This window comes from Agromyces protaetiae (assembly GCF_004135405.1).
GTDB classification, from domain to species: domain Bacteria; phylum Actinomycetota; class Actinomycetes; order Actinomycetales; family Microbacteriaceae; genus Agromyces; species Agromyces protaetiae.
The window spans coordinates 2,257,426-2,283,047 of sequence record NZ_CP035491.1 but is presented as its reverse complement, the minus strand read 5'-3'; the positions used below and the strand labels follow the sequence as shown (position 1 = coordinate 2,283,047).

Sequence of the window (25,622 nt, the reverse complement as noted above, 5' to 3'; positions counted from 1 at the left end):
GTGACAATGGTGATGCGACTCGAGGACCACTGGATGCCGCTCAGCGACGTGCTCGAGCTCCCGTCGGTGAAGCTGGCGCACCCGCGTGTGCTGACGAGTCCTGACCGACTGCCCACCACGAAGGTGAAGTGGGTGCACGTCTGCGAGCAGGCCGACATGACCGACTTCGTCGATCCCGACCATCTCGTGCTCACGAGCGGGGTCGGGTTCGAACCCGGCCCGGGCGGCTGGGAGCGCATGATCGACGTGCTCGCCGAGAAGCGCGCGAGCGGCATCGTCGTCGAACTGCATGTTTCGGTCGACGAGCTCTCCGACGATCTGGTGGCGCGCGCGGAGGCCGCCGAGCTCACGCTCATCGTGCTCGATCTGCCCTCGCGCTTCGTCGACATCACGCACGCGGTGCACCGCGTCATCGCCGAGCGGCAGACGTTCGAGCTCGAGCGGACCGCCCGCGTGCACGAGACGTTCACCCGGCTGACCGTCACCGGCGCCCGCAGCCAGGAGATCGTCGACGCCGTCGCCGACCTGACCGGGGCTGCGGTGATCCTCGAGGATCTGAACCATCGGGTCATCGCGTTCCGCGCCGATACGGCGATCCCGGCCTTCCTCGAGCAGTGGGAGGAGACCGCGCGGCGCCCCGACGGCCGCGAACGTCCCAACGACCTCACGATGACGGTCGGCGCCGGCGGGGTCTCATGGGGCCGACTCGTGCTGATGCTGCCGCATCCGCCGACCGCGTCCGACTACGCCGTGGCGGACCGTGCGATCGCCGCGATCGGCTTCGCGCACTCGCGGGAGACCGGCGCGAACCTCCTCGACCAGGACGCCCAATTGCGGCTCATGAACGGGGTGCTGTCGCCGGGGTACGCGGCAGCGGATGTCACGGCGGGGCTCGAGGCATACGGTCTCCCCGTCGCCGGGCGTTCGCTCTTCGCGTGCCTCGTCACCGATCCGAAGCCGGCCGACCGCGACCTCGTCATGTCCGCCCTCTCGGCGGTCTTCGCGGACGCCGCCGTCGAGGGCATCTCGGGCGAACTGTCGCCGGGCGTCCGCCATGTGCTGCTCTCCGTCGACTCCGGCCGCGACAGCGACGTGGTGCTCACATCGCTCGTCGAGAGCCTGCGACGACGACTTTCCCCCGTCGCCATCGCGATCAGCGACCGGGTGTCGTACGTGCGCGACCTGGAGTCGGCGTTCGAACAGGCCGAACACGCACTCGCCGAGGCGCGGTTCCGCCCCGACCTCCGGTTCGTGCGCCCCGCCGACCTCGGCGCCCGCGGTCTGCTGTGGCTCCTCAGAGGCGACCCTCGGGTTCAAGCGTTCGTGGAACAGCGACTCAGCGCCATCCTGCGGCTTCCACGCGCCGATCGCGAGCGCATGCTCGAGACGCTCTCGAGCTATCTCGCGTCCGGGCGCAACGTCTCTGTCGCCGCCCGGCACCTGCATCTCAGCCGTCCCGCGCTCTATTCGCGGATCAGGCGCCTCACGGCGCTCCTCGACGCCGACCTCGACCACCCCGAGACCGCGCTCGCACTGCAGGTCGCCCTCGCGGCATTCGAATCGGGCGGGCAGTCGCCGGTCATCGACTGAAGGCGTCGCCGCTCGGCCGTTCGATGGCAGCAGGAACGGTGACGACGACCCGCAGTCCGCCGCCGTCGCGGGCGGCGAGGTCGAGTCGCCCGTCGTGCGCCCGCACGATGCTGTCGGCGATCGCGAGCCCGAGTCCGACGCCCGCCTGATCGCCGCGAACCCGGTCGGTGCCGCGTCGGAACGGTTCGGCGAGGGTGGCCACGAGCGCCGGATCGAGCACGTCGCCCGTGTTCTCGACCACGAGCGTCGCGCGACCCCCTCGCACCGCCGTCGCGACGTCGACGCTGCCGCCGCCCGCGAGGTTGTGCACGATCGCGTTGTGCACGAGGTTCGTCGTGAGTTGCAGGAGGAGCGTCGGCGATCCGTCGACGATTGCGAGGTCACCGGATGTCTCGACGACGACGTCGTTCGCCTCCGCGAGCGGCAGGAGCGTCTCGGCCGCCTCCTCTGCGACGAGCGACAGGTCGACGGGCTCGGGCGTGAACGAGCGCCGATCGGCACGGCTCAGCACGAGGAGCGCCTGCGTGAGCTCGATCGCCCGTGCGTTGACCGTTCGCAGTCGTTCGATGAGCTCGCCCGGGTCGGCGTCGGGATCTGCGCGCGCGACGTCGAGCATGGTCTGGGTGATCGCGAGCGGCGTGCGGAGTTCGTGCGACGCGTTCGCCGCGAACCGGCGCTGCTCCTCGACGTGCGCCTCGAGCTTTGCGAGCATCGCGTCGAAGCTGTCGGCGAGCTCGTGGAACTCGTCGTTCGGACCCGCCAGGTCGATGCGGTGCGAGAGCGACCCGCTCGCGGCCGCGCGCGTCGCCGTCGTGATCTTCGCGAGTGGTGCGAGCATGCGCCCCGCGAGAACCCATCCTCCGAGGAGGCCGAACGCCGCAAGCGCGAGCAACGCCCACGCCGCCGCCGGCGCGAACGCGCGGACGAGGTCGTCGCGTCCGGGGAAGAAGCCCTGTTCCGTCCACACGGCAGACGCCGGAACGTATCGCAGGAGGAACACCCACACGACGGCGAGCAGCAGCACGCCCGCGACCATGAGGAAGCCCGCGTAGCTCAGGGTGAGCTTCACGCGGGCGCTGAGCCCGGGCGCCCTACCCACGGGGGCCCCACGAGACATCCGGCCCGTCGCGGTGATCGCCGCCCTCGGGCGCGACGTCGATGCGATACCCGACGCCTGGAACCGTCGCGATGACCCACGGTTCGCCGAGTCGCTTGCGCAGCGCCGAGACCGTGATGCGCACGGCGTTCGTGAACGGGTCGGCGTGCTCGTCCCACGCCTGCTCGAGGAGGGCTTCGGCGCTCACGACCCCGCCTCCCGCGACGACGAGCACCTCGAGCACGGCGAACTGCTTGCGCGTGAGCGCGACGTAACGACCGTCGCGGAACACCTCGCGCCGGAACGGATCGAGCCGCAGGCCCGCGATCTCGCGCACGGGCGGGCGGTGATGCGCTCTCCTGCGGTCGAGCGCGCGGAGCCGCAGCACGAGTTCCCGCAGCTCGAACGGCTTTGTCAGGTAGTCGTCCGCGCCGAGCTCGAACCCCGAGGCCTTGTCGTCGAGCCGATCGGCCGCGGTGAGCATGAGGATCGGCATGCCCGATCCCGATTCGACGATGCTGCGCGCGATCTCGTCGCCCGACGGCCCCGGGATGTCTCGGTCGAGCACCGCGAGGTCGTAGCTGTTGACGCTCAGAAGTTCGAGCGCGGCATGCCCGTCGTGCGCGAGGTCGGCGGCGATCGCCTCGAGGCGCAGTCCGTCGCGGATCGCCGCGGCCATGAGCGGTTCATCCTCGACGACCAGTACCCGCATGCCCTCGATGCTACGAGGCGCGGTGTATCGCGGGCGTATCGGAATCCTCGTACGCCCTCGCAACACGCGTACGCATGGACTGGTCGCATGCTCAGTTCCACTCCCCCGGACCGCGCTCAACGGCGGTCCGTCCTCTCCCTCATCGCGACCGTCTGCGCGGTCGCCGCAGTGGCCGCCGTCGCCGCATGCGCGATGCTCTGGCTGCGCGGTCTCCCGACGCCCGCTTCGGCCGCAAGCGAGGGCCCGTCGATCGCGCACGCGGCGCCGTCGCCCGACGACGCAGGTGCCTCCGACGCAGAGGCCGGCGCCGAGACATCCGACGGCCGCTCGTCTGTCGGCAGCGGAGACGCCGACGGACGCGTCCTCGGCGACGTCACCGTCTTCGACGACGTGCCCGCCGTGACGCGACTCGACCCCGCCCTCCTCGATGCGCTCCGCCGGGCCGCGACCGATGCCCGAGTCGACGGGGTCGCGTTCATCGTGAACAGCGGCTGGCGCTCGCCCGCGTACCAGGCCGAGTTGCTGCAGGAAGCCGTCTCCGAGTACGGCTCCGAGGCCGAAGCAGCCCGCTGGGTCGCGACGCCTGAGACGTCGCCGCATGTCTCCGGCGAGGCCGTCGACATCGGCATGATGGATGCCACGGACTGGCTCGCGCAACACGGCGACGCCTACGGCCTGTGCCAGATCTACGCGAACGAGATGTGGCACTACGAGCTGCGGCCCGAAGCGGTGGAGCACGGATGTCCGGCGCCATACATCGACCCGACCCACGACCCGAGGATGCAGGGATGAGCGAACCGCGCACGCCTCGGCACTTCGCGGCGATCCTGTTCCTCGTCTACCTTGCGCTACTCGTGTGGCTCGTGATGTGGAAGTTCGAGACGCCGTGGATCGGCAACGACTTCGACCGCCAGATCAAGCTCGTGCCATTCATCGCCGCCGGCGCATTCGGGGCGAGCCGACCGCTCGAAGTGCTCGCGAACGTCGTGATCTTCGTGCCGTTCGGGGTCTACCTCGCGCTCCTCGCGCCCAGTTGGCCGTGGTGGAGGACGGCGCTCGTCGCCGCGGCCGCGAGCACCGGACTCGAGATTGGCCAGTACGCGTTCGCCGTCGGGAGCACGGATGTCACGGACGTCATCGTGAACGCGGGCGGAGCGCTCGTCGGGTTCGCGCTCGCGAGCCGGACGCGACGGATGCGACGAACACAGGGGCGCCTCGGCGCCGACGACCTCGCTCGCGCGCGTATCGTGCGTCTCTGCACGATCGGCACCGTCGTCGCGCTCGCCGTCACCGCGGTTGTCGTCGCCTCCCCGCTGCAGTTCACCCCGGCCGACACCGGGCCGCTCATGCACGAGCGGGTGCGGGGCGGGTGAAGCTGGACCGGCTCAGTCCCGGCGCGGAGACGTGCGGCCGTGCGGGTGCCGCGCGCACCCTCCGATCAGACGCCACCCGCTTGCGGGCGGGCTCCGGCTCGCGCTTCACCCAACACCCGAACGACCTGACGAACGAATGCCCCCGCGATCTGCTCGTCGGTCGCCGTCCAGTCGAGCCCGAGCGGCTCGATGGTCGAATCCTTGTAGGTACGACCACGGCGGTCGTAGACGTAGATCGCCGGATGGGCCGGATCCGCCGAGAACTTCAGCTCCACGCTCCAGTCCGCCGATGGGAAGTAGTAGGCGTTCCAGGTTTCTTCACGGATGCCTCCGTGCGCTTCCCGACCGGTCGACAGACCCTCAGCTGCCAGCAGCTCAGCGATCAGCGGCTCCAATCGCTTCCGACGATCACGGATCAGGCGACCGATCGCACTCCGTGCATCCTCGAACGCTCTGATCGCCTCCCCATGCGTCTCGAGGAGGCTGCGCCATTCCTCGAGCCGCCTGGACTCGTTCTCAAGGTCGGTCATGTCGCCGTCTCCGCTCCTGGCTTCGATGAACTGCTGAAGGAGGTCGAGGCTTCGACGCTGATCGAGATCCTTCGGACTCAGCAGGAACTCGATGAGTTCGGGTGAACGCTTGATCTCGTCGGCGAGTTGCGCATACGTCACCGCGACAGACACAAACCTTCGCTGCTCGACATCGAGGTGTTCGCGCACGGAGGGCGCGAGCACGATGACGATCACATTCGCGAACCCGTCGCCGCGTGCGATCTCGGCGTACCTTCGCAACGGGTTGTTCAGGACGTGACCGATCTTGTTCTCGAGCACGATCGCGACGTCGAGCTCCCGATTCGCGGCATAGACGTCGATGAACTCGACCTGCGTCGCGATCTCCCATTCGTCGGAACCGAGGAAGTCGGCCGCGACGATGCGTTCGCCTGACCGACCCGCCGACCCGATCGTGGGGGCGCCGTCGCACAGACGAACCAACGCATCGATCACGAGCGATCCCAACGCGTGGCGCTCGTGCGGGTCGAGAAAGAACTGCAGCGTCATGTCGACCCGCGTCTCTCGCCAACCTTCGCGAAGAATGTCGTAGACGTTCACCGGCCGCGCACGCGTGCGCGCAGGCGACAGTGAGGCGTCGAGGAACGCCAGGTCGAGCGTCATGGCATGAACCGTACTGCGGCCTTCCTCACCCTTCGAAGAAGGAACGCTCATGACGATGCGGGGAAGAACGCCCGAAGATGCTCGCGCAGCGCCTCGTCGCAGACGTACACGAACGTGCCTCGGATACCTCGGGTGAGCAGCACCGCGTAGACGTTCTTCACGTATCTGGCGATGTCTTCATCGGTGTAGACGATGCCGCGCTTTCGATTGTTCTCGACGCCCTTCTTGTCGAAGTATGCGCGCCGATCGAACCGGATCTCACCGGCCGCCTCGTCGAAGTACAGGTCACGGCCGATGATGACGCCGGCGTAGTTGAGGTCGTAGCCCTGCACGGTGTGGATCGAACCGACCTCGTTCACCGAGTCCGCCGAACGGATCCAGTCCTTGTCGGCCGAGTTCCAGCGCCAGCGATGCCCCTCGATCTCGATGTCGTATGGGCGCTTCGCGAGCGGAAGCCGCTTGATCGCCTTCTTCTTGGGATCCGACACCCACTCCCAGGCGTAACCGGCGGCGAGCCGAGACAGACCGTACTTCTCATCGCATGCGCGGATTCGAGCGTCCATCGCGCCGATGTCGTCGAACAACTCGAACTCGTAGTCGCCGAAGTCCATCGGAGCCGGACTCGCGCCACCGAGCATTCCTCGCACGTAGCCGACATAGTCGGCGTCGGCCTTCACACGCATCTGAGTTCGCAACGGGAAGTAGTGATGGCTGACTTTCGCTTCGCCGATGACCTCGCCGATGACCTCGGGCGGGAGGTCGGCGGGTCTGACCGTCTGCGCGGGATCGAGGAGGAGCACCTGATGCGTGCTTTGCTTGCGAATCCAGTCGAGCTGGGTGATGTCGTTCGAGTCGGCGCCGAAGAGCCGCTCATTGATCTCGGTGAACGCCTTGTTGAGAGAACCCGACGGCTGGTTCGCGCGCTGGTTCAACCGGTGCGCCTCGTCGACGATGAGGATGTCGAACGGTTCCGTCGACTTTCCGACATCGAACGCGGTGAGCACCATCGACTTCTTCAAACCGGGTGCGCGGTCGAAGACGCGCTGAATCGAGGTCCGCAGCGATTGCTGGGGAATGACGAAGCCGATGCGCATGCCGTGGAGCATCTCCGGGTATCCACTCGCGAAGAAGTCGGAGATCGAGCTGCGTTGCTCTGCGTCGTCGACGCCTCCGGATGCCTCGATGTCGCGCAGCGTCTTGATGAGCGACACCCCCACGATGGTCTTTCCCGTGCCGGGATTGCCCGCGACCACCATCGTCGACGTGCGACCCATCTCGATGGCTTCGAACAGCGACTTCAGAATCTCGAGCACCGCCCGCTCCTGATCGGGAACGAGCGACTTGAACGGCGAGAGCTTGAAGAAGTCGCTGTTCTCGATCTCCGCCAGCGTGTGCTGGAAGAGTTGCCTGTCTTTCAGCGCCTCGAAGATCTCACGGAATCGCGGCTGGAACTCCGCTCGGCCCGCGTACTCCTCGTTCCGGTGACCGTCGTTCGCATTGATGACGGTGAACTTGCCATCTGAGTAGAACCACTGGATCAACAGCGACTCGAGGTCGTAGCACGCCGAGCGATGGAACGTGCCGTCGAGCAGGATGCGGGCCATCTCGAGGTGCTGCTTCTTGGGGTCGCGTTTATGCTGCACCATCCGCAGGAGTGCATTGCCGGACTCTCCGACGTAGACGTCTCGGTGGTTGTTGATGGCGTATACCGCAGGCCAGTTGCTCAGCCGACCGCTCGGGTCGGGATAGTCGCGCAGTCTCTCCGAGTCGAAGGGGATCTCTTCGACTTCAAAGCCGGTCATACTTGGCGCTCCGCCCACGGGAGACCTCAACGGGATACTTCCGCCTTGTGATCTCGAGTTTCTCGAGAATGGCCGCTTCGGGGTCGACGCCGAGACGGTCGGCGAGTTCGTAGCAGTAGGTCAGTACGTCTGCGAGTTCCAAGCGAACACGATCGGCGTCGAACTCGGGTGCCCACTGGAATTCCTCGAGCAGCTCCCCCGCCTCGATCGCGATCGACTTCGCGAGATTCTCAGGCGTATGGAACTGCTCCCAGTCCCGTTCTGCGATGAACGTGCGGAGGGCGGCCGTCACTTGTTCACTCGTCACGTCGCTCAGCATAGACAGACGAGGGCCGCCCGCCCCGCATTCGGGTCGGGCGACCCACCGAAGCGGGGTTTGAGCGTGTGGCGACCGCCTCAGGCCGTGAAGAGTCCGGCCTCGTGGGATGCGAGCACCGAGATCACCACCCCGCCCGAGATGAGCAGTCCCGCGAGGCCTGTGAGAACCTCACCCCACTTGCGCGCGAAACGGGTCATGGTGCCGGTTTGCTTCGGCATGGTGTCCTCCAGGTTCGTGAACGAATCGATGGCCACAGGCTAGGAGAGACGCCGGATGTCACTGGGGTGATGCCCTAGATGTGATGTCCAGGCAGGTTGTTGAGTCTGCTGGTGGGCGGGGCTCCGATCGCGGAGTGGTGCCTGTGGTGATTGTAGAAGTGCAGCCAGTCGGGCAGAGCGTCGCGACGTTCGGTCTCTGAGCCGTAGAAGCGCGCATAGGCCCAGCCGTCCGCGAGGGTTCGGTGGAAGCGTTCGATCTTGCCGTTGGTCTGCGGGCGGTACGGGCGGGTCTTCTTCATCGTGATGCCGAGCTCGATGCACGCGTCGCGCCAGTCGTAGGACTTGTACGCCGACCCGTTGTCGGAGATCACGCGTTCGACGGCCACGCCTCGCTCGGCGAACCAGGCGACCGCGCGACGCAGGACCTCGACTGCAGTCGCGGCCTTGTCGTCGGCACAGATCTCGGCGTAGGCGACACGGGAGTGGTCATCGATGACGGTGTGCACGTAGGCGGTGCCGACTTTCGGCTCATAGAGCGCATTGCGGTTGCCTGTGCGGCGGGCGGTGGCTTGCCGGTGTCTCTCGCCCTGCTGTCGTCCGACGTAGCGCCAGCCGCCGCCGTCGGGGATGTTGCCGAACTTCGTGACGTCGACGTGGATCAGCGAGCCGGGGTGGTCGTGCTCGTAGCGGCGGATCGCCTCGCCCGTGACGCGGTCGATGCGGCCCAGCCGGTTGATCCGGCAGCGCACCAGGACGGCGTGCACGGTCGAGGTCGGCAGGCCGAGTTCGCCGGCGATCTGCGCGGGACCGAGGCGGCGGCGCCACCGGGCTTTGACGATCTGTTTGACCATTGGCCGCGGCGTCTTGGCCGGCATCGAACGGGGCCGGCTCGAGCGGTCAGCCATCCCGGCGATCCCCTCGGTGCGGTAGCGGGCGGCCCACTTGCGGGCGGTCACGGACGAGACCATGAACATCTTCGCCGCGACCGGCGGCGACCAGTGCTCGTCGATGATCAGGCGTGCCAGGCGAAGTCGAGCGCGCGGAGTCAGCAGCGCGTTAGCGTGGGACATGAAGGCCTCCAGTCGTCGAAGCGCTTCCTTGAACAGCTCCACTTCACAACCGGAGGCCTTCGCCCTTCAGCAGATCAGGGCCGTGTTCCGATGCAACGTCCCTGGACATCACACCGCGACCGGCCTCAGCGGTCGACGGGCAATCGAACCCGATCGAGCTCCTGTTGGAGGCGCGGGCACCGCTTGTTCGCCAGGCGGAGGTCGGCGATGAATTCGTCGATGTCGGCGGCGTGCTCGGTGCCGTTCGTGAGCTTCCGAAGGTGTTCCAGGCGGACAGCCGCAGACCGGTAGTGCTGTAGGCCGGAGTGCTGCAGTTCGATCACCGTGCTGCAGTTCGATCGCCGTGCGCGGCGTACCCGTCTCCGAATGCCGCTCACGCCCGGCCCTTGCCGTGCTGCTTGCTCATCCTGGCGACGCGACGAGCCAGCGTGAACTCCGCCCAGAATTGGGGGATGCCGCCCGTCTCCGCTGCCCCGTAGCATCCAAGCGCCCTACTTCCCCTCTTCCTCCGACCCGAACGGAGCATCCATGCCCGGCTATGCCGTCGTCGATCTCGAGACCACTGGATTCAGCCCGCGCTACGGCGATCGAATCGTCGAGATCGCGGTCGTCCATGTGAACGAAGCCGGCCGAATCACCGGGGAATGGGACACGCTCGTGAACCCCGAGCGCGACCTCGGGCCGGTGCACGTTCACGGGGTGCGCGCCGCGGACGTGATGCGGGCGCCGCGGTTCATAGAGGTCGCCGACGAGCTGCTGCGGCTCCTGGCGGGTCGGGTCGTCGTCGCGCACAACGCGCGTTTCGACCTGGGGTTCCTCGCGGCGGAGTTCGCTCGCGCCGGCTACGCGGCACCGGCGTTCGACGAGGCATCCCTGTGCACGATGCTGCTCGCACGCCAACTGCTGCCGGGCGCGGGGCGTGCACTGGCCGACTGCTGCGCCGCCTTCGATATCGAGATCGGGGATGCCCACCAGGCCGCCGCCGATGCGCACGCGACGGCGCTCCTGCTCAGCGAGTACCTCCTGCTCGCCGAGGACGGATTCTGGTGGGGCACCCTCGATCGGGCTTCCGAGGCGAGCTGGCCGTCGCCCACCGGCGCGGCTGCGCGCGATTGGATGCCTCGCCCCGCGAACACGGCACCGGCACCGGCCGAGTTCCTGGTGCGGATCACTGTGAAGCTCCCCGAGTTCGCCGGCCCCGTCGAGCAGCAGCAGTACCTCGCCCTGCTCGACCGGGCCCTGCTCGATCGGCACCTCTCGGCCCATGAAGCCGACTCGCTCGTCGCACTCGCCGAGGAGCTCGGTATCTCCCGTTCGACCTGCGAGACGCTGCACGAGCGGTACTTCGACGCACTGGTCGACGTCGCGTGGGCCGACGGCGTGCTCGAGGTCGACGAGATCGCCGACCTCGCCGCGGTAGCGAAGCTGCTCGCGGTTCCGGGCGACCGCCTGGCTGCCGCGATCAACGGTCCGACCGGCGTCACCGAAGCTCGCGAAATCATCGTGCTGGCACCCACAGCCTTCGCGCTGCAGCCCGGCGACCACCTCGTCATCACCGGCGAGCTCTCGGCGCCCCGTTCGGAATGGCACCGCCGCATTGAGGCGGCGGGTTTCGTGCCCCGTCCCGCGGTGACCCAGCAGGTGAAGCTCGTCATCGCCGCTGACCCCGACTCCCTCTCGGGCAAAGCCGCGAAGGCCCGCGCCTACGGCATCCCGATCGTCGGCGAAGCGCACCTCGAGCGGCTGCTCGCCGGCTGACGGTCGCGGGGCAACGCCTCTGAGCACCGTCGGAATCTAGATCGCGCAGCCCCATGTCAGAACTCCCTGGTAGAAACGCACCCGTGACCGCTCCCCCCGAACCGTCCTACACCGTGTTCCGGCATCTCGATGTCGAGCTCTCGCCGCTGTACCGACGGGTGATGCGCGCATTCGTCGCTGCCAAGGACCGGTTCCAGGTGCACCTGCGACCTGAAGACGTGCTGGCCGGCATGCAGCGCAGCGATGCCACGGAGCCGGCGTCGATCGATGCCGTCACCGAGGCCCTCGATCGGCTCGTGGAATGGCAGAACCTGCTCGCGACCCCCGACACGGGGCGGGTCGCACAGGTCGCCGACTTCTATCGGCGTCGGCGGCTCTTCCAGCTCAGTCGTGCGGGCGAAGCCGCCGAGCGGGCGCTCGACGCCTATGACGAGCACCTCGGTCGGCGCGGCGCCCTGCAGGCCGTGGCGCTCGACGACATCGCCGTGTTACTGAAGCAGATCGACCAGTTGCTCGCGGCCGATGATTTCGATCTCGGCACATTGCAGGCGAGCCTGACCTCGCTCACCGCGCGCTTCACCGAGCTCGCCGAAAACGCGAGCGCGTTCATGGGTTCGCTGCAGCGCACTATCGAACTCACCGATGCCGACGAGTCCGCCTTCCTCGCCTATAAGTCACGCCTCATCGACTACCTCGACACCTTCATCCAGGATCTGACGGTTCGGGGCCCGCAGATCGCCGGCATTCTGCTCGCTATCGACGCGGGACGACTCGACGATGCGCTCGATGCGCTCGCCGAGCGCGAGGCTGCATCAGCAGCCCCCGACCCGGACGATCCGGACGCGCGAGCGGAGCGCGATCGGGTGAAGACCTCCTGGGCGACCCGCTGGGCCGGGCTGCACGCCTGGTTCGTCGTCGAGGACGGCCGCGAGAGCCAGTCGCGGCTGCTGCGCAAGTCGGCCCTCGCCGCGATCCCCTCGCTGCTCGACGCCGTGCGCGCCGTCCAGGCGCGGCGATCCGGTCGCAGCGACCGCTCGACCGACTACCTCACACTCGCCGTGTGGTTCGAGACCGCGCAGGATGACTCCGAGCGCCACGCCCTCGCTCGCTCGGCATTCGGGCTCTACGCGCCCCGGCACCTCGCCGTCGACGCCGAGACCTGGCAGCGCTGGAACGACGACCCGACCCTCGTCGGAGCTCCCTGGGCGGAGGCGCCGCCCGTCGAAATCTCCCCGCAACTGCGCCGCACCGGCTCGTACGAACGACAAGGCCGCCCGAACCGGGTCATCGACCGTTCAGCCGACCGCGCGATGCTCGCGCTCAAGCTGCGCGAGCAGTCGGAGCAGATCGTGTCCGCACGGCGCCGGCTCGCGACCGACGGGGCCGTCGAGCTCAAGGCACTCGCCGGGCTCGACTCGGCGTCCTTCGGGCTGTTCCTCACGCTGCTCGGCGACGCGCTCGTGCGCAAGCGCCCGGGCGAACGGCACGTTGCCACTGCTTCGAGCGACGGCACGATGCGCATCGAACTCACCGAACTCGACGACGGCCGCACCGTCGCCCTCCCCACCGAGCGCGGCACGCTGCACGGGCCGAACCACCTCGTGCGCATCGTCGACCTCTCGGTCGGCGACAAGGCGGCTTCGGCCCCCTCGCCGAGCGGAGCATCGCGTGAGCGCATCGGGCATCGACGACCGCCAACTGGCCGCCCGGCTGCTGCTGAAACGGCCGCTCATCCGATCGAGCGACGTGGAGGCGTTCCGGCTCGTCCGTCGGCACGCGCAGCACTTGCGCGACTGGTTCGACCGCGAGACCGGCTGGGTGCTGCACCTCGACAGCACGCTCGTACGACTGCACCGCGAGCCGGCCGTGCTCGACGACGGCACCCACCCGTTCGCGCTGCGCGGCGTGCCGTTCTCCCGACGGCGCTACGTGCTGCTCATGCTCTGCCTCGCCGTGCTGGAGCGCTCCGACGCGCAGATCGCGCTCGGGCGGCTCGCGGAGCAGGTGACGCTGCAGGCGCAGCATCCCGAGCTCGCGGCGATCGGGTTCACCTTCAGCCTCGAGGGCTACGACGAGCGCCGTGACTTCGTCGAGGCCGTGCGGATGCTCCTGGAGTGGGGCGTCCTCGATCGCGTCGTCGGCGACGAGCGCGAGTTCACCCAGTCGACGGGCGACGCGCTCTACGACGTCTCCCGGCACGTGCTCGCCGAGCTCCTCGTCACCCGTCGCCCGCCATCGACGGTGGCCGGCGGCGACACCCGCTCACGCATCGAGGCGATCCGCGACCGCGGCCTGCCGCCCACCGAAGAGCTGCGCAATCTGCGGCTGCGCCAGTCACTCACCCGGCGCCTGCTCGACGACCCGATCCTCATGTTCGACGACCTCGACGACGACGAGGCCGCGTATCTGCGCACCCAGCGCGGCGCGATCATCCGGCGGATCGGCGAGTTCTCGGGCCTCGTTCCAGAGATCCGGCTGGAGGGCATCGCGATGGTCGACCTCGACGACGACCTCACCGACCAGCGGATGCCCGCCAAGGGCACCGAAGGCCACGTCACCCTCCTCGTCGCCGAGCACCTGGCAGCGGTCGGCGACCGCACCATCGCGGACCTGCACGCGTACGTTCGCGGCATCGCGCCGCGTTTCGCGTCGTACTGGCGCGGCGGCGCGAGCGAGCCAGGCGCCGAGGTTGGCCTCGTCGAGACCGCCCTCACCACGCTGCACGCGCTGCGCCTCGTTGCCCTGGACGGGGCGGTCGTCCGCGTGAACCCCGCGATCGCCCGCTTCAGCGTGTCCGAACCCATCATCCTCGGAGGCCCGAAACCGTGACCGACCTCACCATCGCATCCCCGCGTACGGATGCCGCGAGCCGGCCCCTGCCGATGCCCACGTCGGCCAGGTGGATGCCCCTGCGCCTCGGCCTCGTCGACCTCTTCTACTACGACGACGAGGTGTTCCCGTTCGTCGATGGCCGACTGCTGCTGCGCGGCAACAACGGCGCCGGCAAGTCTAAGGTGCTCGCGCTGACGCTGCCGTTCCTTCTCGACGGCGATCTGTCGGCGCACCGCATCGAACCCGACGGCGACCGCCAGAAGCGCATGGAGTGGAACCTGCTGCTCGGAGGCGAACACCCGAACAGCGAACGAACCGGCTACACCTGGCTCGAGTTCGGTCGCCTCGACGAGCAGGGCGTCGCGCAATTCACGACCATCGGCGCCGGCCTCAAGGCGGTGCGCGGCAAGCCCGGCATCGCGAAGCACTGGTTCTTCGTCACCTCCGCGCGCGTGGGCGACGAGTTCTCCCTCACCGACGACTCCCGCGTTGTGCTCGGCAAGGCGCGGCTCGACGATGCGCTGGAGTCGCTCGGTGCTGGCCATGTCTACGAGTCGAAGACGCAGTACCGGCGGGCGGTCGACGAACGGCTCTTCAGGCTCGGTGAACGCCGCTACACCGAGCTCATGGAACTCCTGCTCCAGATCCGCGCCCCCCAACTCTCGAAGCGCCCGAGTGAGAGCGCACTCGACAGCGCGCTCTCGGGCTCGCTGACCCCGGTCGGCGACGACGTCATCGCTTCGGTCGCAAACGGCCTGCGCTCCCTCGACGAGGTGCGCGACGAGCTCGCCGGACTCGTCGACGTGCGCCGCTCCCTCTCGTCGTTCCTCGAGCACTACCGCGCCTACGCGCAGGTGCTCCTGCGCCGCCGCGCCGAGGGTCCGCGACGCGACCAGGCCGAGCACGACCGGCTCGGCCGCGAGATCATCGCCGTCACCGCCGACCACGACGCCCACGTCGCCGTGCGCGATGCGGCTGTCACCGAGCTCGCCGAACTGCGCGCCGAACGCACGGAGCGCGAGGCCGAGCGCGAGGCGCTGCGCGACAGCCCGCACGTGCAGAGCGAACGCGAGATCGCACGGGCCGAGCAGCACGCAACCGAGGCCACGGAGCGTGCAGCGACGGCGTCGAAGCAAGCGGCGCGCGCGGTCGAAGCCGCCCAGGCTGCTCGAACCGAGTCGGAGACCGCGGCCCGCACTGCCGGCGCGCAGCGCGCCGCCGTCGAATCGACGCTCGCGACCGCGACGAAGGCGGCGAAGGCCGCCGGGCTTGATGCTTCGCACGGCGTCGCGCTCGACGCCGCGAGCGAGTCGGCCGTCGCCGCGGACCGCACCGCCGCCGGTGCGCGCATCGCCGCACGTCGGGAGGCGCTCGCCCGCATCGCCCGGCTGCGCACCGACCTCGCGGCCGCCGAGCAGGATGCCGGCCGGGCACGAACGGCGGATGCCGACGCCGAGTCGCGCTGGGCGGAGGCGACGGCGCGCGCAGCCGAGGCCGACGACGCCGTTGAGACGGCGATCACGCAGCACCTCGACGCCGTCCAGGCCGCCGTCGGGCGGCTGGCCGAGCTGTCGGTCGAGGATGCGGCGGTCGAGGCGTACGCCGACTGGGTGCGCGTCCGGGACGGCGTCGACCCGCTCGCGTCGGCGCTGCAGGCCGCAGCTACCGTCCGCCGGGCCGAACTGCACGCCGAGCGTGAGCGCACGCGCCTGCAGCGCACCGAGCAGATCGGCGTCCGAGACGACCTCCGTGCCGAGATCGGGGCGCTGGAGTCCGGTACGGTGCGCGAGCCCGAAGCCTGGCCGACGCGCATCCAGTCAGGCCCGGAGTCCCTCCCGCTCTGGCGAGCCGTGGGCTTCGCCGACGGCCTCGACGAGGCCGAGTGCGCCGGACTCGAGGCGGCCCTCGAAGCGAGCGGCCTGCTCACCGCCGTGCTCCACGCCGACGGCGCCGTCCGCTCCCCCGATCACGGCGAAGTGCTCCTGAGCGCCGACGCACCCGCCGTCGCCGGGCCGAGCCTCGCCGACGTCCTCGCGGTCGAACTCCCCGCCGACAGCGCGGTCACCGCCGACGCCGTCGCTGCGGTGCTGCACGCCATCGGGCTCGGCGAACAGGATGCCCCGGCCTGGGCGAGCACCTCCGGCGCCTTCGGCCTCGGCCCCGCCCGCGGCGCGTGGACAGTCGACTCCGCGAGGTACATCGGCGAGACCGCGCGCGCCGCCGCGCGCGCGGCGCGGCTCGAGGTCGCCCGAGCCGAGCTCGCCGAGGCCCAGCGACTGATCGCCGGGCTCGAAGACGTATTGACCGGCATCGACGGACGACTCGGCCGAATCACTGCGGAGGCCGGCGCCGTCCCGTCGCCGAGCGCACTCGTCACGTTGGAGCGCGACGCGACGACGGCGCACGTCCGCGTCGAGTCGTCGGCGGCCGACCGCGTCCGCACCGCCAGCGCCCTCGCCACGGCGATCGCCAATCGGGATGCCCGTGCCGTCGAGCTCGAGACCGACGCCGCAATGCTCGGCCTTCCGACCGCGCCCGCCGAACTCGACGCCCTCGCCGGTGCGCTCGACGCCTACGAGCGCGCCACGACCGACTTCGCGCACGGCGCCGTGCAATGGCTGACGGCGGCCGAGTCTGCCGGTGGCGCCCGCCGCCGTGCGGACGCGGCCACCGCATCCGCCGACGAGTATGCCGTCGAGGCGAGCCGCACCGACGACGACGCCCTCCGAGCGCGCACCTACGCCGAGACCGTGCGGGCCCGTTTCGGCGCGGCCGTCGAGAGCTACCGTGCCGAGGTCGAGGCTGCGGACGCCGCACTTCGGAAGCTCGGGAAGACGATAGACGAGACCAACGCCTCGCGCGAGGCGTCCGCACTCGACGCGGCCAAGTCCGAAAGCCGCCTCGAAGCGCTCCGAGCCGATCTCGCGCGCGCAGCGGCCTCGCGTACTGCGTCCATCGACGCGCTGCGCGCCACGGTCGCACTCGGGATCGCCGAGGTCGCGATGCCCGCCGCCGAATTCCCGAGCACCATCGAGGAGTGGACGGCCACGGCGGGCGTGCACGCGGCCCGTGCGATCGAGAGCGGACTCGCCGACATCGACCATTCCGACGTTCGATCCGACCGCCTCACGACGGCCGTCGCGACCCGCATCACCGAGCTGCAGCGCGACCTCAGCCGGCACGACTACGAGGTGGCCGTCGTACAGGCCGACGCCGGCACCCGCGTGTTCGTCTCGGCGCGCGGGTCGGAGACCACCCTTCCCGCCCTCGACGCGAGCCTCGCGGCGCAGATCGAGCAGCACGAGCGGCTGCTGTCGGCGCGCGAACGCGAGATCATTCAGAACCACCTCGTCACCGAGGTCGGAACGCAGCTCTCCGAGCTCATCGGTGCCGCCGACCGGCAGATCGCTGAGCTCAACCAGGAGTTGCGCACGCGGCCGACCAGCACCGGCATGGTTCTGCGAGTCCGCTGGATCCCGCGCGGGGACGGCCCCGGAGGGCTCGCCGAGGCCCGGCGCATCCTCGGTTCGGTCGGCGACGTCTGGAGCGACGAGGAGCGCACGGCGCTCGGCGACTTCTTGCAAGCCCGCATCGCCGCGGTCCGCGACGACGATGAGACGGGCAACTGGTACGACCACCTCGGCGCGGCACTGGACTACCGCGGCTGGCACCGATTCGTCGTGGAGCGCAAGCAGGGCGACAACTGGCGCGCCGCCACCGGGCCCGCCTCCGGCGGCGAACGGGTGCTCGCGGCGAGCATCCCGCTGTTCGCCGCCGCGTCGTCGCACTACCGCACGGCGGCCGACCCGCACGCGCCTCGGCTCGTCATGCTCGACGAGGCGTTCGCCGGAGTCGACGACGACTCTCGCGCCAATTGCCTGGGCCTCCTCGCCGAGTTCGACCTCGACGTGGTCATGACGAGCGAGCGCGAATGGGGATGCTACGCCGAAGTGCCCGGCCTCTCGATCGCCCAGTTGAGCCGCTTCGACGACACCCCCACCGTGCACGTGCAGCTGTGGCGCTGGGACGGCCGGCGGCGTGAACGCATCGGCGAGGATGCCCCCACGGCGGCGGACGGCGAGCTCTGGTGAGCGGCAACATCGAACGCCTCCGTGCGGTGCTCGGAGCCCCCGATCTCGCCTGGCTGGTGGCCCGCCTGCGAACTCGTCTCGAGCGGGACGGCGAGCTCATCGGCGAACTCACGTCGTCGAAAGTCGACGTCGCCGAGCGCGCGGCCGTCGCGCGGCTGCTCGGGCGCCCCGTCCGCGCTGGTGCCTCGGTCTCGGTGCCGCTCGACGCGCTCGACGCGGTGCTGCGCCGACGGCTCTGGCCGGACGGTCTCGAGTCGGCCGTCGTCGCGCTCACCGGACCGTACCTGCACCCCGGTGAACGACGTCGCACGAAGGATGCCTGGCGCAATGCGCAGGAACGGCTCGAGGGCATTGCGACCGCGCACCCCGAGGCGTCCGCGTGGGTGGCGCGTGCGACGCGAACCGGTGCGCTGAAGCGGAACAGCTCAGATGCGCTCGACGCGGCCATCCTCGCCGCACGACTCGCCGCCCTCGCCGACGCAGTGCCCGTCGAGCCGGATTCGCTCGCGGTGCTCGCCGGGCGATTGTTCGCGGATGCACACGCGCTTGACGCCGACCGGCCGCTCGGGCGGCTCGCCGTCGGGCTCGTTGCAGCGCTCGGCGCCCTCGGGCCGACCGACGCGACGGGGGCGCACTTGCGCCGGGCAGCGTGGGCCTGCGTCGGCGTCGTCGTCGATGAACTGTCGTCGTCGGTGCTCACCGTCGGACTGCCCGGTGGCAGCGGCTCGCCGACGGCTCGCGCGCTCGCGGCGCTGTCCGTCGAGGGGCAGCCCGCCCTGCTCACGTATCGCCAGGTCGCCGGCGACGACATCGGCACGGTGCCGCGGCTCGTGTACGTGTGCGAGAACCCCGCGATCGTCGCCGCCGCGGCCGACCGACTCGGCGCATCCGCCCCGCCGCTCGTCTGCCTCGACGGGCAGCCCGGCGCGGCGGCGGTGCGCCTGCTCCGCCGGCTCGTCAACGGCGGCGCGGCGCTCGCGTACCACGGCGACTTCGACGGCGGCGGCGCGGCGATCGCGCGAACGCTCGCACGGCACGTCCCGTGGCAACCGTGGCGTTTCGAAGCCGCGGACTACCTCGCGGCCGTCGGCTCGATCACGGGGCTGACCTCGTTCACCGGTGCGATCGGCGCGACGGAATGGGACCCGGCCCTCGCCGAATCGCTCGAATCCCATCGACTTCGCGTCGAGGAGGAAGCCCTCGTCGAGACGCTGCTGGCCGACCTCGCCGCATTCGCAGCCGTCGAGGCGCCCACGGCGCCGTGAGGTAGGCCAGATGTCGGAGCCGAGCGCTCGGACCTTACGCGCTGCTGCTCGAGGGGCGGAATCCGTCGAGCTGCTTGCCCAGGTGCGCGCTCCGCTCAGCGGCGCGCTCGACGAGCGTCCGCGCGAAAGCCGCGTTCTCGCCTGCCAATGCTGCCTCATGGGCGGCGGAGCGGAGCGCATCGGGCAGCGCTTCGACGAGGTGGCGCGCGCGCTCGATTACCCAGTCTTCGGCCAAGCCCACCCCGGCGGCCTCCTGAACGAGATGCCCGGGTTCGATCTCGAACGTGCGGTAGTGGCCGGCATAGGACATCGCAAGCTTCGCTTTGCGGTTGTTGATCTCCGGGTACGCCAGCGCCGAACCGAGGTCGTACAGCGGCGCCAGAGTCGGGCGCGGACGTCGAGGATCGGGGTACACCAGCGCATAGTTCTTCGCGTGGGCATCGGTGCCAAGCGCAGCCCAGTTGAAAAGGGTCGCCTCGAAGAAGCGCTCGATCTCGCCCTGCACGATGAAGCCGGGGATGCTTCGCATCACAGCGCCGATTGCGGCGATCCCGGGGCCGCCCTCGTTCTGGTACTTCGCCGACGGGTGGACGCCCATCACCTGCGCGAAGTCCTCCTGGTGTCGGCGCACGATGCCGCCGTCAGCATCCGCCACTCGGTCGAAGCGCTCGACGACGATCGCCGACTCATCCTCGAACGTTGTCACCGAGCTGTGAGCCACCCGGAGACCGAGAGTTTGCGCGGCACGCATCGTGAGGTGCTCGTTCAGGTCGCTTCGCTTGAGGCCCACCACCCCGGGCTTGACGATGTGCGTCGACGCGGCTCGTCCGGTCGCCATCCCCCAGCCGTGCTCCGTGCGCACGAGCGTGAACTTCGACTGAGCACCGGCCAGCGAGAAGTAGCCGCTCTCGTACCCCGGTGTGACCCATGCGGACGGGTCCTGCCTGAGCTCTCGGAGGTGCACGGCGATCCGCGCCTCGCTGATCGGCTCGACGCCGGATGCACCGACCAGCTCGGCCTCGTCGTGCTCCTCAGCATCGACGAGCTGCACCGCGCCGGCGGCATCGAGACCGACGTTCGCCAGCAGACCGAGCTGGTTCTGCGATGACACTCCGAAACGCCTGCCCCACCGCTCGAGTACGTCGTTGTTGTCCGGCAGCAGATTCCACAGGTAGTTGCCCGGGGCAGCTCCGTCATGACGGCGGCGGGTCTTCGGCAGCGACCACGACAGCTCGGTTCGGTCGGCGCCCGACTGCCACGCGCGGTCGTATTCGAGTGTGATCCGACCACCGTCGAGCTGGTCGAACCAACCGACGCGATGGCCGTTCATGTAGGCGGTGAGTCTCATCGTTCGAACGGATCCGTGCTCGGGATGTCCATGAACATCGGGTCGGGATCTTCGAGATCAAGAGGGTCGACTCGAACATCGAGAGCGAGCGCCTCGAGCAGTTCGACGAGACTGTCGACGCTCGCACTTCCCGCATGACCGGACTCGAAGCGCACAACCCACTGCCGAGCTTTGCCGATGCGCTCGGCGAGCTCCGCCTGCGTCATGCCCAAGTCCGTGCGCCGGTCGCGCACAATGTTGCCCCAGTCGCGCGCTGTGCCGACGAACATGTCCGGATCTCCCACCCAGCTCATCCGGCGGATACCCATGTACGAAATCTCGCACACAGGTCCGCGTGTACGAATATTCTGACACTGCGGATCATGTACGTCAATGCGTACACGCCCAAGCGCCGAAGACGCATCAGAGCGTCAAGCTGCGCATGGGAGCGGGTGCACACCTACCAGTTATGACCGCCACCTGTCGATTCCCAGCGCCCCGTGCGTCGCTTTGCGCGAAGGCGCACTCGCCGAGCGCGGCGCCCGCCCTTCCGAGAAATGCCTGGTTGCACGGTGCCGATCCGGGTTCGGCACCGTGACAACCCAGGTCGTCGTCGAGACCGGCGACGGTCCGGCAGACTCCGAGAACCCCTGGTCCCACGGTCGCGCGTCGGACGCGGCACCGTCACGACCCCAAGATGCCGTCGAGGATCTGCGCCGTCACCGGGTCGACCACTTCCGCAGAGACGACGTAGCTCGCGCGAGTGATCTGCTCGTTCGCGTGCCCGAGCAGCCGGGACGCGATGGTGATGCCAGCCGCGCGCTCGACGAGGGTCGCGGCGGTTCGGCGATAGAGGTGCGTCGTGTACTCGTCGACGGGCACGCCGAGCGCACGGAGCTCCGGCTCGGCGTCGTCGATGAAGGTGCGCAGCAGCCGCTCGTAGTTGCTCACGCTCAGTGAGCGGCCCGTGGCCGTCGGGAAGAGGTACGCGTCCTCGCTCGGCTCCGCGAGCGCCAGGCGCCGGCGCACCGCTGCGGCCGCCATCGACGGCAGCGCGATCGTGCGTCGCTGTTGTGAGCGCTTCGGGGAGTCTTTCCGGTACGTGCCCTCGGTGCGGTTGGACACGATCGTCCCGTTGACGATGACCGTCGGCGGGCTGGTCGTCATGTCGACGTCGCGGCGGCGCAAGCCGATGCACTCGCCGACACGCATCGAGGTGCCGAGCATGATGTCCATGCCGTCGATCAGCGCGGTAGTTCGGGCGTGGTCCGCGCTTGCGCGTCCATCGCCCCATGAGGTCGCGGATGCCGTCGATCTGCTTCGGAGTGAGCGCCGATTCCTTCTTCGGTGCGGTGGGCAGCCGTTGCACATCGCGCACGGGGTTGGTCGGCATCGCGCCGTCGCGGACGGCGTAGCCGCAGACGAGGCTGAGCACCGAGCGCACCTTGCGCGCCTTCGAGTTCGACTCCTCGGCGAGCAGCTGCTGCAGGATGCGGTCGCATCGGCCGACGGAGAGGTGCTCGAGTCGGATCGCCCCGAAGCGCGGCTTGAGCACGAGCCGGGCGATCGTCTCGTAGTTCTCGAACGTCGAGTACGACAGACTGCCGGCCTGCGCACGCGTGCGGATCTGCGGGAGCCACGCATCGATCGCCTCGACGAGCGTGCTGAGCGGCGAGAGGCCGATCGCTCCCCGGTCGAGTGCTGCGCCGCGAGCCGCTGCAGCTCCTCGCGTGCCGCTGCCTCCGTGTCTGCGGTGGCGGTGAGCCGGTATCGGTAGCCGCCGTCGTCGCGCGTCGTTCCTCGGGCTCGGTAACGGCCGTTCGCCTCCCGGGAGACGTTGACGGTGCCGAGTTCGCCCGGAACGATCCTGGGGCCTAGCCATGTCGATGCTCCCGCACCCAGGCGAGCACCTCGTCGAGGTCGTAACGGACGTGCCGGCCGAGCTTGACGAACGGCGGACCGCCGGGCGAGAGACGCCAGTCCTCGAGGGTGCGGGCTGGGAGCTGCAGCAGTTCGGCGAGCTCGCCCTGCGTGAGGAACGTCGGAGCGGTGATGGAGTGCGCGATGTCGGTCATACCCGGAAGGTGCGCGGGCCGACCCGGCACTCCTCCGAACCGTGCCGGTCGCTTCCGTAGCCGCCGTGGCAGCGCGCCTGAACGTGTGCACAAACCGGGGTCTGTGTCATCGCTTGTGTACAAACGCCTCAGGAACGCCCACTCAGAGGGGCGAGGCGATGGGTCGTACTTCAGCGGAATTCCGCCGATTTCACTGCTGGGGTACCTGGACTCGAACCAAGAACAACTGAACCAGAATCAGCCGTGTTGCCAATTACACCATACCCCAATGGTCTCAGACCGCGTTTGACCGCGTTCCGAACCGAGAAGCAACTCTATCCGACGATCCGCTTGACTCCAAACTGAGCGACTCTCGGGCCGCGCCGCGCGCGGCGACACGGCCCGAGAAGCACCCCGATAGAGCTCAGGCGAGCCGCCCCGCGAGCTTCTCGAGCCGCGCGAGCGAGTCGATCTTGCCGAGGATCTGCATCGACTCGAAGAGCGGCGGCGAGACGCGTCGGCCCGAGATCGCGGTGCGCACGGGGCCGAAGGCCACGCGGGGCTTGAGCTCGAGCCCGTCGACGAGGGCGGCGCGGAGCGCCTCTTCGATCTCGGCGGTCGTCCACGACGAGGCGGGCAGCGCGTCGAGCGCGTCGCGGGCGGCCCCCAGCACCGAAGCAGCGTTCTCGGGAAGAGAAGACAGCGCGTCGCCCTCGAACTCGAGCCCCGAGGCATCCGTGAACAAGAACCCGAGCATGCCGGGAGCCTCGCCGAGCAGTCCGATGCGCTCTTGCACGAGCGGCGCGGCTTCGGCGAGCACGGCGGCGTCGGCCGCTCCCAGAGGGGCGGACACCACCCCGGCAGCCGAAAGGTACGGCACGGTGCGCGCGGCGAAATCGGAAGGCTCGAGGAGCCGGATGTGGTCGCCGTTGATCGACTCGGCCTTCTTCAGGTCGAAGCGCGCGGGGTTGGGGTTGACGTTGACGACGTCGAACGCGGCGACGAGCTCGTCGCGGCTGAACACGTCGCGGTCTGCAGAGAAGCCCCAGCCGAGGAGGGCGAGGTAGTTGAGCAGGCCCTCGGGGATGAAGCCGCGGTCGCGGTGGTGGAAGAGGTTCGACTCGGGGTCGCGCTTGGAGAGCTTCTTGTTGCCCTCGCCCATGACGTAGGGCAGGTGGCCGAAGCGCGGCACGAACGTCGTCACGCCGATGTCGATGAGCGCGTGGTAGAGCGCGATCTGGCGGGGCGTCGACGAGAGCAGGTCTTCGCCGCGGAGCACGTGCGTGATGCCCATGAGGGCGTCGTCGACGGGGTTCACGAGCGTGTAGAGCGGGGCGCCGTTGGGGCGCACGAGCACGTAGTCGATCGTCGAGCCGACGGGGAAATCGATGCGGCCGCGAACGAGGTCGTCGAAACCGAGGTCGACCTCGGGCACGCGCAGGCGCAGCGCGGGCTGGCGGCCCTCGGCGCGGAATGCGGCCTTCTGCTCCTCGGTGAGGTCGCGGTCGTAGTTGTCATAGCCGAGCTGCTTCGGTCGCCCATTCGCGAGATTGCGGGCGTCGATCTCCTCGGCGGTCGAGTAGCTCTCGTAGAGGTGACCGGCGGCTTTCAGCCGCTCGATGACGTCGGCGTAGATCTCGCCGCGCTGCGACTGCCGGTAGGGCTCGTTCGGGCCGCCGACGCCGACGCCTTCGTCCCAGTCGAGGCCGAGCCACGTGAGGGCGTCGAGGATCATCTCGTAGCTCTCTTCGCTGTCGCGTGCGGCGTCGGTGTCTTCGATGCGGAAGATGAACTTTCCGCCCGTGTGGCGCGCGTACGCCCAGTTGAAGAGAGCTGTGCGGATGAGCCCGACATGGGGCGTTCCGGTCGGCGAGGGGCAGAAGCGCACGCGGACGTCGCTGCCGGTGGCGGTGGTCGTGGGGTGGGCCGTGTCAGACATCGCCCACCATCGTATCGACCGACGCTCCGAGCGCTGCGAGAGCGGCGGCGATCGCGGGCACGCGTTCGGCGCCGCGGGCGGTCACGAGGTGGAGCGATCGCGAATCCTCGCGCGCGGTCGGGCGCACGACGACACCGGGATGCCTCGGGGTCGCCGCGAGCGCGAGGCCCGGCAGGAGCGCGACGCCGAGCCCTTGGGCGACCATGCCCTCGACAGCGACGAAGTTGTCGGTCTCGAACGCGATGCGGGGCGCGAAGCCCGCGGCATCGGCCAGTTCGAGGAGATGCCCGCGGCAGCGGGGGCATCCGGCGATCCAGGGCTCGTCGGCGCACGCGTCGAGCGCGACGACGTCGAGCGAAGCGAGCGGATGTCCCGCGCGCAGCACGAGACGGACGGGCTCGGTGCCGTACGGCCGCACGGCGAGCCCGCGCGCGCTCGCGCGGTGGGGGTCGTCGCGGTCGCCGGGATAGCTGAACGTGATCGCGAGGTCGGCGCGGTCGCGGCGCACGGCCTCGACGGCCTCGGGCGGCTCGGCTTCGACGTAGGTCACCTCGACGCCGGGATGACTCGCCCGCAGCTTCGCGATGAGCCGCGGCACGATCGTGGGCGACGCCGACGGGAACGCCACGAGACGCAGGCGCCCGGCACGGAGCCCCCGGAGCTCTGCGAGCTCACCCGCAGCCGCGTCGAGCGCGGTCGCGACTCCCCTGGCATGTCGCGCGAGCGCGCGGCCGGCCTCGGTAAGGCGGATGCCTCGGCCGACGCGTTCGACGAGGGCGACGCCCGTGCGCTCCTCGAACCGGCGCACCTGTTGGCTCACGGCGGGCTGGCTGTAGCCGAGCGCGGCGGCAGCGGCCGTGAGCGAGCCATGCTCGGCGATCGCATTGACGACGCGCAGGGTCTGCACGTCGATCGCCTGGGCGAAGGGCTCGGTCGTGGCATCCGTCATCTCGTCATCCTACGCAGGAATAAGCATCTGTGATCTGTTCGATTGAATACCTGCC

Annotated in this window: 21 protein-coding genes, 1 tRNA gene and 1 pseudogene; 8 read left to right on the top strand and 15 right to left on the bottom strand. The window is 69.4% G+C overall.

All coding sequences use genetic code 11. The features are described 5' to 3' along the window. Positions 1-6: 6 nt before the first annotated feature. The gene (locus ET445_RS10595) at positions 7-1,590 is read left to right on the top strand and encodes a PucR family transcriptional regulator (protein WP_129191203.1); all 1,584 of its coding nucleotides are present in this window, start codon (positions 7-9) and stop codon (positions 1,588-1,590) included. Here the strand turns inward: ET445_RS10595 and ET445_RS10590 are convergent. Together ET445_RS10590 and ET445_RS10585 are read right to left on the bottom strand one after the other, a co-directional pair. Continuing rightward, positions 1,580-2,689, bottom strand: coding sequence for a sensor histidine kinase (locus ET445_RS10590; RefSeq protein ID WP_208008371.1), 1,110 nt, complete (start codon positions 2,687-2,689; stop codon positions 1,580-1,582). The genes ET445_RS10595 and ET445_RS10590 overlap by 11 nt on opposite strands. After that, a complete protein-coding gene (locus tag ET445_RS10585) occupies positions 2,682-3,398 on the bottom strand; it encodes a response regulator transcription factor (protein WP_129191201.1) in 717 nt (238 codons plus the stop codon). The genes ET445_RS10590 and ET445_RS10585 overlap by 8 nt, the downstream gene beginning before the upstream one ends. A gap of 87 nt (positions 3,399-3,485) precedes the next feature. Between ET445_RS10585 and ET445_RS10580 the strand changes: the two genes are divergently transcribed. Both ET445_RS10580 and ET445_RS10575 read left to right on the top strand, forming a co-directional pair. Then, positions 3,486-4,190 carry a M15 family metallopeptidase gene (locus tag ET445_RS10580; protein ID WP_243695169.1) on the top strand — a complete coding sequence of 235 codons (705 nt, stop codon included), beginning with the start codon at positions 3,486-3,488 and terminating at the stop codon, positions 4,188-4,190. Then, positions 4,187-4,771: a VanZ family protein gene (locus ET445_RS10575; protein WP_165314378.1), complete on the top strand. Its 585-nt coding sequence runs from the start codon at positions 4,187-4,189 to the stop codon at positions 4,769-4,771. The genes ET445_RS10580 and ET445_RS10575 overlap by 4 nt, the downstream gene beginning before the upstream one ends. Before the next feature lie 65 nt (positions 4,772-4,836). On the opposite strand, the gene ET445_RS10570 is transcribed toward ET445_RS10575, so the two are convergent. From ET445_RS10570 to ET445_RS10550, 6 genes are all read right to left on the bottom strand, one after another. Continuing rightward, the gene (locus ET445_RS10570) at positions 4,837-5,943 is read right to left on the bottom strand and encodes a PD-(D/E)XK nuclease family protein (RefSeq protein WP_165314377.1); all 1,107 of its coding nucleotides are present in this window, start codon (positions 5,941-5,943) and stop codon (positions 4,837-4,839) included. 47 nt (positions 5,944-5,990) lie between these two features. Beyond that, the gene (locus ET445_RS10565) at positions 5,991-7,745 is read right to left on the bottom strand and encodes a DNA/RNA helicase domain-containing protein (protein WP_129191198.1); all 1,755 of its coding nucleotides are present in this window, start codon (positions 7,743-7,745) and stop codon (positions 5,991-5,993) included. Next, the gene (locus ET445_RS10560; RefSeq protein WP_129191197.1) at positions 7,732-8,064 is read right to left on the bottom strand and encodes a nucleotide pyrophosphohydrolase; all 333 of its coding nucleotides are present in this window, start codon (positions 8,062-8,064) and stop codon (positions 7,732-7,734) included. The genes ET445_RS10565 and ET445_RS10560 overlap by 14 nt, the downstream gene beginning before the upstream one ends. Positions 8,065-8,141: 77 nt before the next feature. Continuing rightward, the gene (locus tag ET445_RS17270; RefSeq protein WP_165314376.1) at positions 8,142-8,282 is read right to left on the bottom strand and encodes a hypothetical protein; all 141 of its coding nucleotides are present in this window, start codon (positions 8,280-8,282) and stop codon (positions 8,142-8,144) included. Between the two features lie 74 nt (positions 8,283-8,356). Further along, on the bottom strand, positions 8,357-9,352 hold the full coding sequence (locus ET445_RS10555; RefSeq protein ID WP_129192509.1) for an IS481 family transposase: 996 nt from the start codon (positions 9,350-9,352) through the stop codon (positions 8,357-8,359). A 125-nt stretch (positions 9,353-9,477) separates the two neighbouring features. Beyond that, the gene (locus ET445_RS10550; RefSeq protein ID WP_129191196.1) at positions 9,478-9,729 is read right to left on the bottom strand and encodes a hypothetical protein; all 252 of its coding nucleotides are present in this window, start codon (positions 9,727-9,729) and stop codon (positions 9,478-9,480) included. 151 nt (positions 9,730-9,880) lie between these two features. Here ET445_RS10550 and ET445_RS10545 point away from each other — a divergent pair, with 151 nt between their 5' ends. The 5 genes and pseudogenes from ET445_RS10545 (at position 9,881) to ET445_RS10525 (ending at position 19,298) form a co-directional block, all read left to right on the top strand. Then, positions 9,881-11,110, top strand: coding sequence for an exonuclease domain-containing protein (locus ET445_RS10545; protein ID WP_129191195.1), 1,230 nt, complete (start codon positions 9,881-9,883; stop codon positions 11,108-11,110). 53 nt (positions 11,111-11,163) lie between these two features. Further along, positions 11,164-12,663, top strand: a pseudogene (locus ET445_RS10540) (TIGR02677 family protein); the annotation flags it as partial. Positions 12,664-12,778: 115 nt separating this feature from the next. Next, positions 12,779-13,939 (top strand): TIGR02678 family protein, encoded by a 1,161-nt coding sequence (locus tag ET445_RS18030; RefSeq protein ID WP_129191194.1) that lies wholly within the window; start codon positions 12,779-12,781, stop codon positions 13,937-13,939. Continuing rightward, entirely contained in the window at positions 13,936-18,033 is a 4,098-nt protein-coding gene (locus ET445_RS10530; RefSeq protein WP_129191193.1) for a TIGR02680 family protein, read from the top strand. The genes ET445_RS18030 and ET445_RS10530 overlap by 4 nt, the downstream gene beginning before the upstream one ends. After that, positions 18,030-19,298, top strand: coding sequence for a TIGR02679 family protein (locus ET445_RS10525; protein ID WP_165314375.1), 1,269 nt, complete (start codon positions 18,030-18,032; stop codon positions 19,296-19,298). Before ET445_RS10530 ends, ET445_RS10525 begins: the two co-directional genes overlap by 4 nt. A 34-nt stretch (positions 19,299-19,332) precedes the next feature. Here ET445_RS10525 and ET445_RS10520 read toward each other — a convergent pair whose 3' ends face one another. The 7 genes from ET445_RS10520 to ET445_RS10490 all read right to left on the bottom strand — a co-directional run bounded on the left by ET445_RS10520 (position 19,333) and on the right by ET445_RS10490 (position 25,567). Continuing rightward, the gene (locus ET445_RS10520; protein ID WP_129191191.1) at positions 19,333-20,646 is read right to left on the bottom strand and encodes a type II toxin-antitoxin system HipA family toxin; all 1,314 of its coding nucleotides are present in this window, start codon (positions 20,644-20,646) and stop codon (positions 19,333-19,335) included. Further along, positions 20,643-20,954, bottom strand: a complete 312-nt coding sequence (locus tag ET445_RS10515; protein ID WP_129191190.1) for a helix-turn-helix transcriptional regulator — start codon at positions 20,952-20,954, stop codon at positions 20,643-20,645. Before ET445_RS10515 ends, ET445_RS10520 begins: the two co-directional genes overlap by 4 nt. A 355-nt stretch (positions 20,955-21,309) precedes the next feature. Continuing rightward, positions 21,310-21,861: a tyrosine-type recombinase/integrase gene (locus tag ET445_RS18025; RefSeq protein ID WP_243695168.1), complete on the bottom strand. Its 552-nt coding sequence runs from the start codon at positions 21,859-21,861 to the stop codon at positions 21,310-21,312. Positions 21,862-22,499: 638 nt separating this feature from the next. After that, positions 22,500-22,700 (bottom strand): helix-turn-helix transcriptional regulator, encoded by a 201-nt coding sequence (locus ET445_RS10505; protein ID WP_129192508.1) that lies wholly within the window; start codon positions 22,698-22,700, stop codon positions 22,500-22,502. Between the two features lie 196 nt (positions 22,701-22,896). Further along, positions 22,897-22,968 (bottom strand) — tRNA-Gln (locus tag ET445_RS10500). Positions 22,969-23,103: 135 nt separating this feature from the next. After that, entirely contained in the window at positions 23,104-24,618 is a 1,515-nt protein-coding gene (gene gltX, locus ET445_RS10495) for a glutamate--tRNA ligase (RefSeq protein ID WP_129191189.1), read from the bottom strand. Then, the gene (locus ET445_RS10490) at positions 24,611-25,567 is read right to left on the bottom strand and encodes a LysR family transcriptional regulator (RefSeq protein ID WP_129191188.1); all 957 of its coding nucleotides are present in this window, start codon (positions 25,565-25,567) and stop codon (positions 24,611-24,613) included. Before ET445_RS10490 ends, gltX begins: the two co-directional genes overlap by 8 nt. Between the last annotated feature and the right edge of the window lie 55 nt (positions 25,568-25,622).

Bases quoted from the DNA above. Each gene is read 5' to 3' on its own strand.
- ET445_RS10595 (WP_129191203.1), top strand. From the start codon at position 7: ATGGTGATGCGACTCGAGGACCACTGGATGCCGCTCAGCGACGTGCTC.
- ET445_RS10585 (WP_129191201.1), bottom strand. From the start codon at position 3,398: ATGCGGGTACTGGTCGTCGAGGATGAACCGCTCATGGCCGCGGCGATC.
- ET445_RS10580 (WP_243695169.1), top strand. From the start codon at position 3,486: ATGCTCAGTTCCACTCCCCCGGACCGCGCTCAACGGCGGTCCGTCCTC.
- ET445_RS10575 (WP_165314378.1), top strand. From the start codon at position 4,187: ATGAGCGAACCGCGCACGCCTCGGCACTTCGCGGCGATCCTGTTCCTC.
- ET445_RS10570 (WP_165314377.1), bottom strand. From the start codon at position 5,943: ATGACGCTCGACCTGGCGTTCCTCGACGCCTCACTGTCGCCTGCGCGC.
- ET445_RS10565 (WP_129191198.1), bottom strand. From the start codon at position 7,745: ATGACCGGCTTTGAAGTCGAAGAGATCCCCTTCGACTCGGAGAGACTG.
- ET445_RS10560 (WP_129191197.1), bottom strand. From the start codon at position 8,064: ATGCTGAGCGACGTGACGAGTGAACAAGTGACGGCCGCCCTCCGCACG.
- ET445_RS17270 (WP_165314376.1), bottom strand. From the start codon at position 8,282: ATGCCGAAGCAAACCGGCACCATGACCCGTTTCGCGCGCAAGTGGGGT.
- ET445_RS10555 (WP_129192509.1), bottom strand. From the start codon at position 9,352: ATGTCCCACGCTAACGCGCTGCTGACTCCGCGCGCTCGACTTCGCCTG.
- ET445_RS10545 (WP_129191195.1), top strand. From the start codon at position 9,881: ATGCCCGGCTATGCCGTCGTCGATCTCGAGACCACTGGATTCAGCCCG.
- ET445_RS10520 (WP_129191191.1), bottom strand. From the start codon at position 20,646: ATGAGACTCACCGCCTACATGAACGGCCATCGCGTCGGTTGGTTCGAC.
- ET445_RS10515 (WP_129191190.1), bottom strand. From the start codon at position 20,954: ATGGGTATCCGCCGGATGAGCTGGGTGGGAGATCCGGACATGTTCGTC.
- ET445_RS18025 (WP_243695168.1), bottom strand. From the start codon at position 21,861: ATGGACATCATGCTCGGCACCTCGATGCGTGTCGGCGAGTGCATCGGC.
- ET445_RS10505 (WP_129192508.1), bottom strand. From the start codon at position 22,700: ATGACCGACATCGCGCACTCCATCACCGCTCCGACGTTCCTCACGCAG.
- gltX (WP_129191189.1), bottom strand. From the start codon at position 24,618: ATGTCTGACACGGCCCACCCCACGACCACCGCCACCGGCAGCGACGTC.
- ET445_RS10490 (WP_129191188.1), bottom strand. From the start codon at position 25,567: ATGACGGATGCCACGACCGAGCCCTTCGCCCAGGCGATCGACGTGCAG.